At 62.2% G+C, this 10,373-nt stretch carries 11 protein-coding genes; 8 read left to right on the forward strand and 3 right to left on the reverse strand.

Annotation, left to right across the window (positions count from 1 at the left end; all coding sequences use genetic code 11):
* Nucleotides 1-82: 82 nt before the first annotated feature.
* A complete protein-coding gene (gene nadA / locus QZ501_RS07865; protein ID WP_151439080.1) occupies nt 83-1,144 on the forward strand; it encodes a quinolinate synthase NadA in 1,062 nt (353 codons plus the stop codon).
* 9 nt (nt 1,145-1,153) lie between these two features.
* Here the strand turns inward: nadA and QZ501_RS07870 are convergent, their stop codons facing one another.
* Nucleotides 1,154-2,593, reverse strand: a complete 1,440-nt coding sequence (locus tag QZ501_RS07870; protein ID WP_151439081.1) for a M48 family metalloprotease — start codon at nt 2,591-2,593, stop codon at nt 1,154-1,156.
* A gap of 109 nt (nt 2,594-2,702) precedes the next feature.
* Between QZ501_RS07870 and QZ501_RS07875 the strand changes: the two genes are divergently transcribed.
* The 4 genes from QZ501_RS07875 to bamC all read left to right on the forward strand — a co-directional run bounded on the left by QZ501_RS07875 (nt 2,703) and on the right by bamC (nt 6,030).
* Nucleotides 2,703-2,960, forward strand: a complete 258-nt coding sequence (locus QZ501_RS07875) for a sulfurtransferase TusA family protein (RefSeq protein WP_160898086.1) — start codon at nt 2,703-2,705, stop codon at nt 2,958-2,960.
* Nucleotides 2,960-4,030 carry an AI-2E family transporter gene (locus tag QZ501_RS07880; protein WP_295718591.1) on the forward strand — a complete coding sequence of 357 codons (1,071 nt, stop codon included), beginning with the start codon at nt 2,960-2,962 and terminating at the stop codon, nt 4,028-4,030. Before QZ501_RS07875 ends, QZ501_RS07880 begins: the two co-directional genes overlap by 1 nt.
* Nucleotides 4,031-4,102: 72 nt before the next feature.
* On the forward strand, nt 4,103-4,978 hold the full coding sequence (dapA, locus tag QZ501_RS07885) for a 4-hydroxy-tetrahydrodipicolinate synthase (RefSeq protein ID WP_151439084.1): 876 nt from the start codon (nt 4,103-4,105) through the stop codon (nt 4,976-4,978).
* Nucleotides 4,969-6,030: an outer membrane protein assembly factor BamC gene (gene bamC, locus QZ501_RS07890; protein ID WP_160898089.1), complete on the forward strand. Its 1,062-nt coding sequence runs from the start codon at nt 4,969-4,971 to the stop codon at nt 6,028-6,030. The genes dapA and bamC overlap by 10 nt, the downstream gene beginning before the upstream one ends.
* A gap of 12 nt (nt 6,031-6,042) precedes the next feature.
* Here bamC and QZ501_RS07895 read toward each other — a convergent pair whose 3' ends face one another.
* Nucleotides 6,043-7,338 (reverse strand): MgtC/SapB family protein, encoded by a 1,296-nt coding sequence (locus tag QZ501_RS07895; RefSeq protein ID WP_151439086.1) that lies wholly within the window; start codon nt 7,336-7,338, stop codon nt 6,043-6,045.
* A gap of 143 nt (nt 7,339-7,481) precedes the next feature.
* On the opposite strand from QZ501_RS07895, the gene purC reads away from it, so the two are divergent.
* The 3 genes from purC to QZ501_RS07910 are packed head-to-tail and all read left to right on the forward strand — an operon-like array spanning nt 7,482 to nt 10,032.
* Nucleotides 7,482-8,201, forward strand: a complete 720-nt coding sequence (gene purC, locus QZ501_RS07900; protein ID WP_295718592.1) for a phosphoribosylaminoimidazolesuccinocarboxamide synthase — start codon at nt 7,482-7,484, stop codon at nt 8,199-8,201.
* Between the two features lie 58 nt (nt 8,202-8,259).
* Complete coding sequence (locus QZ501_RS07905) at nt 8,260-9,009, forward strand: TIGR04219 family outer membrane beta-barrel protein (protein WP_192497241.1); 750 nt, start codon at nt 8,260-8,262, stop codon at nt 9,007-9,009.
* A 15-nt stretch (nt 9,010-9,024) separates the two neighbouring features.
* Nucleotides 9,025-10,032 carry an NAD-dependent epimerase gene (locus tag QZ501_RS07910; RefSeq protein WP_160898091.1) on the forward strand — a complete coding sequence of 336 codons (1,008 nt, stop codon included), beginning with the start codon at nt 9,025-9,027 and terminating at the stop codon, nt 10,030-10,032.
* 5 nt (nt 10,033-10,037) lie between these two features.
* Here QZ501_RS07910 and QZ501_RS07915 read toward each other — a convergent pair.
* A partial coding sequence (locus QZ501_RS07915) for an anion permease (RefSeq protein WP_295718595.1) occupies nt 10,038-10,373 on the reverse strand: 336 nt, incomplete at its 5' end.

The raw sequence follows: 10,373 nt of genomic DNA on the forward strand, positions 1-10,373 counted from the left end.
CCATTGAAAAATGCGGGTGACAGAGGCATAAACGGGTAGGAGACAACCTTTAAACGGCTTACTCAAAGGGTGGTCAGAGTCCATGACGTACAGGCAGGACCGCATTCTGGTTCAGGAACATCTGGCGCACGAACAGGAAGCGCCAACGCTCGGCAGCGCCGAGGCGGAGGAACTGCGCACTGCGATCCGGCGTGAGCTTGAGGCGCAGGATGCGGTCCTGGTGGCTCATTACTATACCGATCCCCTGATCCAGTCGCTGGCTGAGGAGACGGGTGGCTGTGTCGCGGATTCACTGGAAATGGCCCGTTTCGGTAACGCGCATCCGGCTTCGACACTGGTGGTCGCCGGGGTGCGTTTCATGGGTGAAACCGCCAAGATCCTGAATCCGGAGAAGCGGGTGTTGATGCCGACTCTGGAGGCGACCTGCTCGCTGGACATCGGGTGCCCCGCCGATGAATTCGCGGCCTTCTGTGACCAGCATCCGGAAAGAACCGTGGTGGTGTATGCCAACACCTCGGCGGCGGTCAAGGCACGCGCCGATTGGGTTGTGACCTCCAGCTGCGCGGAGGCCATTGTTGATTACCTGGACTCGAAGGGTGAAACCATCCTGTGGGCGCCGGATAAACATCTGGGCGCCTACATCCAGCGCTCAACCCAGGCGGATATGCTGCTCTGGGACGGCTCCTGCATCGTGCACGAGGAGTTCAAGGGGCAGGGCGTTGAGGATCTGCGGGCCACCATGCCCGGAGCCGTGGTCCTGGCGCATCCGGAATCGCCGGCGGCCGTGGTTGAGCAGGCGGATGTTGTCGGCTCCACGTCCCGGCTGATTGAAGCGGTGCGGACCATGGACGCTGAGGACTTCATCGTGGCCACGGACAGCGGTATCTTCCACAAGATGCATGAAATGGCCCCGGAGAAGAACCTCATCGAAGCGCCCACCGCCGGGCAGGGCGCAACCTGCCGCAGCTGTGCCCATTGCCCCTGGATGGCGATGAACGGTCTGGATAACGTGCTGCGCGTGCTGCGCAAGCAGGATGAAGAAATTCATGTGGATGCCGCCACGCGGGAGAAAGCGCTCATCCCGCTGCAGCGCATGCTGGACTTTACTTCTGACCGCCAGCTCCAGGTGGCCGGTAACGCCTGAGGCTCCCTCTCAGCGCTGGCGGTTGGCACTGACCTGCCGGTTGGCCTCTTCCAGTCGGTCCCTGAGCAACGCCTTGCGGGTGTGGTTGGCCGGCGCCCGTTCCAGTGCCTGGCGGAACTGACGTGCCGCCGCCTCCGCATCTCCCAGAAGCAGCAGCCGTTCGCCCCGGGCGCGATGAACCTCGATCAGGTTGCCCGCACGCCCGGCGGCCTCGGAAAGGTCGTTCCAGAGCGTGGCGTCCCCGCCGTAATCCCGGGTCAGCTTCTCGTAGAGCCGTGCTGCGGCTTCCGGTTCGTTCAGCTCCATGCGGGTATCCGCCAGTGTCCGGCTCAGGGTCAGGTTGCCAGGGTGGCGCTGGAGGTGGCGCTCGAGCAGTTCCGCAGCCTCACCGGCCCGGCCATCGCCGCGCAGAGCCCTTGCCAGTTCCGCGACCAGGAAGATGTCGCCCTCGTAGTCCTCCAGCAGTTTCCTGAGATGCGGAATCGCCTCGCCCGCCCGGTCAGCGGCAATCAGTGCGGCTGCCAGGCCGTGGCGTGCCGCATCAGCCTCAAGCCCGGTCTGTGCCGCCTGTTTTTCCCGGAAGCGTGATATGAAGGCTTCCGGATCCTCGCCGTGGTGCAGTCGGACCCGGTTGCGCACCAGGTGGTAGGCGAGCCGTTCGTCGTAACGGTCCCTGTCCCGGAAATCGGAAACCCGTGCCCGCGTATCCGCAACCCGGGATTCGGTGAGCGGATGGGTTGAAAGGTATTCCGGTGGGCGGTTCCCCTGCAGCCGGGCCTGGCGCAGCATACGCTCGAACATGGCTGGCATGCCCGCCGGGTCGTAGCCGGCCCGGGCCATGATCTCGATGCCAAGGCGGTCAGCCTCCTGCTCATGGGCGCGGCTGTGTCGCAGCATCTGGTCGATGGCCAGTGCCTGGGTGCCGGCAATGGCGGCAATACCGGCTTCCGAGCCGGTTGCAGCGGTGAGGATGAGACCGGCCAGCATGCCGGCAATGGTCAGGGGGGTGCTGCGTTCCTGCTGTTCCAGGCGGCGGGCGTAATGGCGCTGGCTGAGGTGAGCGATTTCGTGAGCCACCACGCCCGCGAATTCATGTTCTGTCTCGGCGGTGCGCAGCAATCCGGTGTGGATCCCGATGATGTTGCCGGGGACGGCGAAGGCATTAAGTGACGGTTCGTTAATGATCACGGGTGTGATGTCCCTGTCCTGCAGGGGGGCGTGAGGAATCATCCGGTGCAGGGTATCCTCGAAGTACTCCCGGAGCATGGGGTCCGATACCAGGGGGGCGCTGCGACGCAGCTGGGTCAGCACCTGCTGCCCTATGGCGCGCTCCTTCTGGCCCGCGATCAGCCCGCCACTGCCAATGGCCGGCAGTCTGTTGTCCTCGGCCGGTAGAGCCGGCAGGGCGATCAGGCAGAGGATCAGGAAAAAGACAATGGCGCGTCGCATGCTTTAACAATGCCAGATCGGAGGGGGTGGGTACAGGCGGTCACTCTCCGGTTTAACGCGCCATCCATGCTAGGATATCGGCCAGCGTCAAACCGAACGGAACCAGCCCATGAGCGACAGCGTGGACCAGCATCTTGATGCCAGCGGTCTGCAGTGCCCAATGCCTCTGCTCAAGACCAAACTCTGTCTCAATGGCATGAGTCCCGGTCAGTGCCTGCGGGTTGTTGCCACGGATCCGGGGTCAGCCCGGGATATCCCCGCCTTTCTCTCCCTCTCGAGCCATCAGCTTGAGCACCAGGAGGAGGGCGACGGCCACTGGGTCTTTGTCATCCGGTGCGGCCCCGCCAGTACGGGGGGGCAGGGCTGATGGTCCGGATACTGCGTGATTTCACCGCGCGTTACTTCTCGAATGAAGAAGCCCTCATCATCGTTCTGCTCCTGGCAGCCTCTTTCCTGGTGGTCGCGTTTCTCGGGCGGGTTCTGGCGCCCTTCATCGCCGGCATCATCATCGCGTATATCCTGCAGGGACTGGTTGCCAAGCTCTGTCGTCTGGGGGTGCCGCATCTGCTGTCCGTCACCCTTGTGTTCGTATTTTTCATCGGCCTGTTCATCGCCTTCATCCTGGGCCTGCTTCCCCTGGTCTGGGGGCAGGTGTCCGGCCTGGCGTCGGAACTGCCCAGAATGATGCGGGCAGCCCAGCAGTACATTGAGACCCTGCCGCAGGAATACCCGCAGCTGGTCTCCATGGAAGAGGTCAATACCCTGTTCCGGCAGGTGACGGCGGAAATGGGCCAGATCACGCAATGGCTGGTGTCGCTCTCGCTCGAGAGCATTCCCGGACTCATCACGCTGCTGGTCTATCTGGTGCTGGTGCCGATACTGGTGTTCTTCTTCCTCAAGGACCGTCGGCTGATCCTGGAACGTCTCGGCAGCTTCCTGCCCCAGCAACGGCCGTTGATGGATCGCATCTGGCGTGAGGTGAACATGCAGTTCGCCAATTTCGTCCGGGGCAAGGCCATAGAGATCCTGATCGTCGGGGGTGTCACCTACTTCGCCCTCAAGATGATCGGGCTGGAATACGCAGCACTTCTGAGTCTGCTGGTCGGTTTCTCAGTGGTCATTCCCTATGTGGGCGCCGCCGTGGTGACCATTCCCATTGCCATGGTGGGGCTGTTCCAGTTCGGTTGGAGCGAGGAGTTCTTCTGGCTCATGGTGACCTACCTGATCATCCAGGCGCTGGATGGCAATGTGCTGGTACCACTGCTTTTCTCCGAGGTCGTGGATCTGCATCCGGTCACCATTATGCTGGCGGTTCTGGTGTTCGGTGGCATCTGGGGCATGTGGGGGGTGTTCTTCGCCATCCCGCTGGCGATTGTGCTCAATGCCATCATGAAAGCCTGGCCGGTCCATGAAAGCCCCGGGACAACAGAAACCTGATGGCGCGGCGCAGCTCTTGTCTCGCCCTGATGCCGCGATTACCATTGCCCTTTTAACCGGTTCGGAGCGGATATGATCACTGGGAGTCTGGTTGCGCTGGTAACCCCAATGGACGCCGAAGGGCGTATCGACTGGGAATGCCTGGATAAACTGGTGGACTATCACGTCGATGCCGGTACGAGCGCCATTGTGGCCGTGGGTACGACCGGTGAGTCCTCAACGCTGAAGCCGGATGAGCACATCAGTGTGATCCGCCGGGTGGTGAATCATGCCAATGGCCGGATTCCGGTCATTGCCGGCACGGGTGGCAACTCCACCCATGAGGCGGTGGACCTGACCCGTGAGGCGGCCGAGATCGGTGTGGATGCCTGCCTTCTGGTGGTGCCGTACTACAACAAGCCCACCCAGGAGGGGCTCTACCAGCACTTCCGTACCGTGGCCGAGGCAGTCGACGTCAACCAGATCCTGTACAACGTGCCCGGCCGCACCTCCTGTGACATGCTCAACGAGACCACGAACCGCCTGGCCGACATTCCCAATATCGTTGGCATCAAGGATGCGACGGGTAATGTCAGCCGCGGGGAAGAGCTGGTTCGGATGGTGGGTGACCGTATCGCGGTCTATTCCGGGGACGACGGGACCTCGCTGGAACTGATGCTGCGCGGTGGCAGTGGCAACGTCTCGGTGACGGCCAATGTGGCACCGAAGCTGATGGCACAGACCTGTGCCGCCGCAGTGAGCGGCGATGAGGCGGAAGCCCGCCGGCTGGACGAGATTCTGACCCCTCTCAACCGCAAGCTGTTCCTGGAAGCCAACCCGATTCCGGTGAAGTGGGCCATGTGGGAGATGGGGCTGATCGGGCCGGGCATACGCCTGCCGCTGACGCCCCTGAGCGAGGAATACCGCGAGGATGTGCGCGAAGCACTCAGGGCTTCAGGATGCCTCTGAACCAGACAAACCGCCGACTGCGCCTGACAGCTGCCATAGCCGTTCTGCCACTTGCGGGTGGCTGCGGCCTGTTTCCGGACAGGTCGCTGGATTACCGTGAGGAACCGCTGGGCGAGCCGCTCCAGGTGCCGGAAGACCTTTCCAGGGCATCTTTCGAGAGTGAGTACGTGATTCCGCAGGTCCGCGGTGATGCCACCGTGGAGCAGGACGGGGAGTTTGAGATCCCGCGCCCGCCGGATCTGACCGGCCAGATCATGGAAAACAACTACCAGGTTTCCCGCTCCGGCGATCTGAGCTGGTTGATTGTCAATGATGTGCCGGGCCGCGTCTGGCCCGCCATTTCGGATTTCCTGAACGACCGTGGGGTTGAGGTGGCCTATGGCGATCCGCGCGCGGGCGTGCAGCAGAGCGGGGTTCTCAACCGTTCGGCTCGGGTCCGTGAGTGGCTCGGGATTGATCGGCTGGATCAGGAGCGCCCTCTGATTCTGCAGGTGCGGGTTGCGTACGGTGTTCAGAGCCGCAGCACCGAAGTCCAGGCCCGGCTGCGGGTTGTGGAGGGCAGCCCCGGGGAGCGCCTGGAGTGGCGTGAAGACGTTGAGTATGCCGGGCGTGAACAGAGAGTGCTCAAGGACCTGGCGGATTACCTGGAAGCCAATGCGGATACCAAGACGTATTCCCGTGTGGCGCTGGATCTGCCCCGTGATGAACGCGTCAATCGTGATCGTGAAGGCGGAGAGACACAGGCGCTGGAGCTTGATCTGGCCTTTGATCGCAGCTGGGCCGAGGTGGAGCAGGTGCTGGGCAGCATGGAGCTGACCGTGGTGGACCGTAACCGCAGCGAGGGCGTCTGGTATCTGGATCTGCGTACCGAGGAACAACGCAGTCGTGGCTGGTGGCTCTGGCGTTATCAGGCGGAGGCCGAAATCAATGCGGAACTGCGGCTGCAGCAGAGCACAGGGGGTTACCGGCTCACTCTCGCTCCCCGTGAGACTCTGGAACAGGCGGATCGCCCCGCGCAGGTGCTCGACAGCCTGTACGAAAGCCTGCGCTGAGCAGCTGCCCTGTCAGCCTGTGAGGCCTGCCTGAAGGCCGGCGACTGTCAGGCCGGCCACCAGGGACAGGCCCATGGGGACCGCGACCCGGGTGCCCAGGGCTGCTGGGCCGATCACGCCCGCCATTCCGGCTTTCACGATATTGTTCACGGCCGAGGCCAGAACGATGCCGATCACGGCAGTCTCCGCGGTGATGGCCGACTGGGACATACGCGTCAGTGACAGGGTGATGGCGTCCACGTCTGCAATGCCTGAGACGGTGGCCAGCGCATAGACGCCCGCATCACCGAACCATGCCTTGAGCCACTGCCCGACCAGCAGGATCAGCGTGAGCAGGAAACCGAACAGCAGCGCCGGCTTAAGGTCCAGCGGGTTGCGGTTGAGGATGGGCTGATCCACGTTCAGTGCGGCCCGGTTGCGGTGCCAGATGAGAACAGCTGGAACGTAGAGCAGTAACGCCATGGCCAGAACGGGCTGAACCAGGCTCGGCAGCAGGGCCGGGTTGATCACGGCGCAGTAGACCAGAATCCGTGGGAACATGGTACCGCAGGCGATCAGGATGCCGGCGGCCAGCTGTGGTGAGAGTGTCTGTGCGTCGCGTGCCTGGCGGGCGAACTGGAGCGTCAGTGCCGTCGATGAGCTCAGGCCCGCGAAAAGGCTGGTAAAGAGAATCCCCTTACCGGTGCCGGCCACCCGGATGGCGAAGTAGCCTACGAAAGAGATGCTGGCAATCATCACCACCAGCCACCAGATTTCGTAGGGGTTGAGCACGCCGCCCGGGCCGAAGCCTTCATTGGGCAACAGCGGCAGCATCACCACGGAAATCAGCAGCAGCTTGAGCCCGGCATCCAGCTCACCAGCCTGGAGTTTGCCCAGCAGGCCGTGGATTTCCGCCTTGTTATCCAGAATGAGGGTGGTGACCACCGCCGCTGCGGCTGCCAGAGTGATATCCAGGCTCACGGCCATAACCCCGAAGCTGAAGGTCAGCATCAGTCCGATGGCGCCGGTGATGCTGTAATCGCCGCTGCGCGGTGCCCGGACCCAGTAGGCCAGCAGGTTCAGTGCTACCAGCCCCAGGAATACTGCGGGCAGAAGCCAGGGCGAGACCTCCCGGGCAAGCAACGCCGTGATACCACCGAGCAGACCGGTCAGCGCATGGGTGCGGATGCCGGCGATACGCTGGCCGGGATCACGGTCGCGAGCCTGCCACCCGCGCTGCAACCCCACCAGCATGCCCAGAAGCAGTGCCACCCCGAGGTGGAGGGCATCGCCATTGGCCGTGATAAACTCATTGAACAGTGACTGCATGCGGATCCTCCCTGCATGCAGAGTATAGGGGCCTGAGCGGTTACACGCATTGAGCAATCATGGCGTCGACTGGCGCTGATCGGCTATCATTCGCGCGTTCAGGGTCGGGTGCCGGCCCCGCAACCGCAATCTGGGAGAGCGTGATGGAAAAAGGCAGCGAACTCTACGCTGGCAAGGCGAAATCCGTATACCGGACGGACGATCCGGAGCGTTTCATACTGGCGTTCCGGGATGATACGTCCGCCTTCGACGGTGAAAAGGTCGCCCAGCTTGATCGCAAGGGGCGGGTTAATAACCTGTTCAATGCCTTCATCATGAAGAAGCTGGAGGACGCGGGCATTCCCACCCATTTCGAGCGTGTCCTGGCGCCCAATGAATCCCTGGTGCGTAACCTTGAGATGCTGCCGGTGGAGTGCGTGGTACGCAATTACGCTGCGGGCAGCCTGTGCCGGCGCCTCGGGGTCCAGGAAGGCCAGGAACTGTTGCCGCCGACCTTTGAGCTGTTTCTCAAGGACGACGCCCTCCACGACCCCATGATCAATGAATCCCTCGCGGAGACCTTTGGCTGGGCCCAGGCGGACGAGCTCAGGGAGATGAAGGAACTCACCTACGCGGTGAATCGTGTGCTCAAGCAGCTGTTCCTGGACGCGGGGATGCTGCTGGTTGATTACAAGCTGGAGTTCGGGCGTGCTGGCGGCGGTCTGGTGCTGGGTGACGAGTTCAGCCCGGACGGTTGCCGCATCTGGGATGCCGAAACCCGCCGCAAGATGGATAAGGACCGCTTCCGCCAGGACCTCGGTGATGTCATCGAAACCTATGAGGAAGTGGGGCGGCGCCTGGGGATCGACTTTGAAAGTGTGTGAATTCAGGTCGATACTGGGTGTGACTTTCTTCAAACGCCGACAGCAAGAGGATTCCGCAATGAAGACAACAACAAAAGCCGCTCTCGGTGCCCTGCTGATGACCAGTGCCGGCGCCGCCAATGCCGTGGTACCGCTGGTCGACGTGGATGTGACGGCAGGTTACTGGAATGCGGATGCGTCCGGGACTCTCCAGTCAGGAGGCGATCCGATCGATGTGGAGAATGACCTCGGTTACGACAGCGAGGGGCACAATAACTTCTCCATCCGTTTTGCCCATCCAGTTCCGGTGATTCCGAATCTGCGGCTGCGGTATAACGATATCGAGCACAAGGGTCAGGGAAAGATTGCCGAACAGTTTGAGGGGACAACCTACACCGGAGATGTCAGCAGTCGGGCCGACCTTACGCACTATGATTACACTGCGTTCTATACGGCACCTATCCCTGTTGTAACGCTGGATCTGGGTTTGAACGTAAAGCACTTCGATGGCGAGGTGTTCATTGAAGGGGATACGCCCACAGGCAACGAGACAGAAAGGGTCGAGGTGGATGAATTCCTCCCCATGGGCCACGTCCGAGCTGATGTGGATCTCCCCCTGACCGGCCTTGGCGCGGGCGCGGAGCTCAACTACATCTCCTATGACGGCGACTCGGCCACCGATGTGGAAGGCTACATCAGCTACAACGCCGATCCGGTCTATATTCAGGGCGGTTACCGTCAGTTTGATGTCGACGTGGATGCATCCGGTGACCTCAACGTGGACACCGAGCTGAGCGGCCCCTTCGTACGCCTCGGCGTCGGCTTTTAATCAGGGAGAACGGAATTGCGGATACTGGTAACGGGAACGGCCGGGTTCATCGGCTCACACGTAGCCCATCGCTTGCTGGATCGCGGCGATGAGGTCATCGGCGTGGACAATGTCAACGACTATTACGACGTGTCCCTCAAGGAAGCCCGGCTGGCCCGGCTGACGCCCCGTGAAGGGTTCACGGAGGAGCGCCTGGACATCGCGGACCGCGAGGGCATGGCCCGGCTATTCAGCGAGTACCAGCCGCAACGGGTGGTGCATCTCGCCGCCCAGGCCGGTGTCCGCTATTCCATCGAGAACCCCAACGCCTATGTGGATGCCAACCTCGTTGGCCACATGAACATCCTTGAAGGGTGTCGCCACAATGGCGTGGAGCATCTGGTCTACGCCTCCAGCAGTTCGGTCTACGGGGCCAACGAGAGCATGCCGTTCTCGGTCCACGACAACGTGGATCATCCGCTCAGTCTCTATGCGGCCTCCAAAAAGGCCAACGAGCTGATGTCGCACACCTACAGCCATCTCTACCGGCTTCCCACCACCGGCCTGCGGTTCTTCACCGTCTACGGGCCCTGGGGCCGGCCGGACATGGCGCTGTTCATCTTCACGAAGCGGATCCTGAACGGCGAACCCATCGACGTGTTCAACCACGGTCATCACCAGCGGGACTTCACCTACATTGATGACATCGTGGAGGGCGTGATCCGCACGCTGGACCACGTGGCCACCCCGAACCCGGAATGGAGTGGGGCGGACCCGGATTCAGGCACCAGCAACGCGCCCTACCGGCTCTACAACATCGGCAGCAACAATCCGGTTGAGCTTTCCCGGTTCATCGAGGTGCTGGAAGAGTGCCTGGGCCGCAAGGCGGAAAAGAACTACCTGCCGATGCAGCCCGGAGACGTACCCGCCACCTATGCCGATGTCCAGGATCTGATCGAGGATGTGGGCTATCGGCCGGAGACCCCAGTGGAAACCGGGATCCGCAACTTCGTGGACTGGTACCGGGACTTCTACCAGGTCTGAACCACTCAGTAGCCGGTGACCCAGCCCAGCACCGGCGCTGCCACCAGCCATACCCAGAGCGCGATCAGCAGAAGTGTGATGCCACTCAGCCAGGCGCCCGCATGGGCCATCTGGCCGACGCTGATGCGTTCGCTGCTGAAGATGATGGCATTCGGCGGCGTGGCGACCGGCAGCATGAACGCGCATGAGGCAGCCATAGCCACAGGCACTGTCAGGTGGATCAGCGACAGATCCTGAGCAAGCGCAAATGAAGCGGTCAGAGGCAGCATGGTCGCGGCCGTGGCGGGGTTGCTCGTGACATGGCTCAACGTCATGATCAACCCCGCCACCGCGAGCATCAG

This window comes from uncultured Halovibrio sp. (genome assembly GCF_913056445.1).
GTDB lineage: Bacteria > Pseudomonadota > Gammaproteobacteria > Pseudomonadales > Oleiphilaceae > Halospina > Halospina utahensis_B.

Coding starts and splice junctions, on each gene's coding strand:
- QZ501_RS07895 (WP_151439086.1), bottom strand. CDS start 7,338: ATGCAGTCACTGTTCAATGAGTTTATCACGGCCAATGGCGATGCCCTC.
- QZ501_RS07905 (WP_192497241.1), top strand. CDS start 8,260: ATGAAGACAACAACAAAAGCCGCTCTCGGTGCCCTGCTGATGACCAGT.
- QZ501_RS07875 (WP_160898086.1), top strand. CDS start 2,703: ATGAGCGACAGCGTGGACCAGCATCTTGATGCCAGCGGTCTGCAGTGC.
- QZ501_RS07870 (WP_151439081.1), bottom strand. CDS start 2,593: ATGCGACGCGCCATTGTCTTTTTCCTGATCCTCTGCCTGATCGCCCTG.
- bamC (WP_160898089.1), top strand. CDS start 4,969: ATGCCTCTGAACCAGACAAACCGCCGACTGCGCCTGACAGCTGCCATA.
- nadA (WP_151439080.1), top strand. CDS start 83: ATGACGTACAGGCAGGACCGCATTCTGGTTCAGGAACATCTGGCGCAC.
- QZ501_RS07880 (WP_295718591.1), top strand. CDS start 2,960: ATGGTCCGGATACTGCGTGATTTCACCGCGCGTTACTTCTCGAATGAA.
- dapA (WP_151439084.1), top strand. CDS start 4,103: ATGATCACTGGGAGTCTGGTTGCGCTGGTAACCCCAATGGACGCCGAA.
- purC (WP_295718592.1), top strand. CDS start 7,482: ATGGAAAAAGGCAGCGAACTCTACGCTGGCAAGGCGAAATCCGTATAC.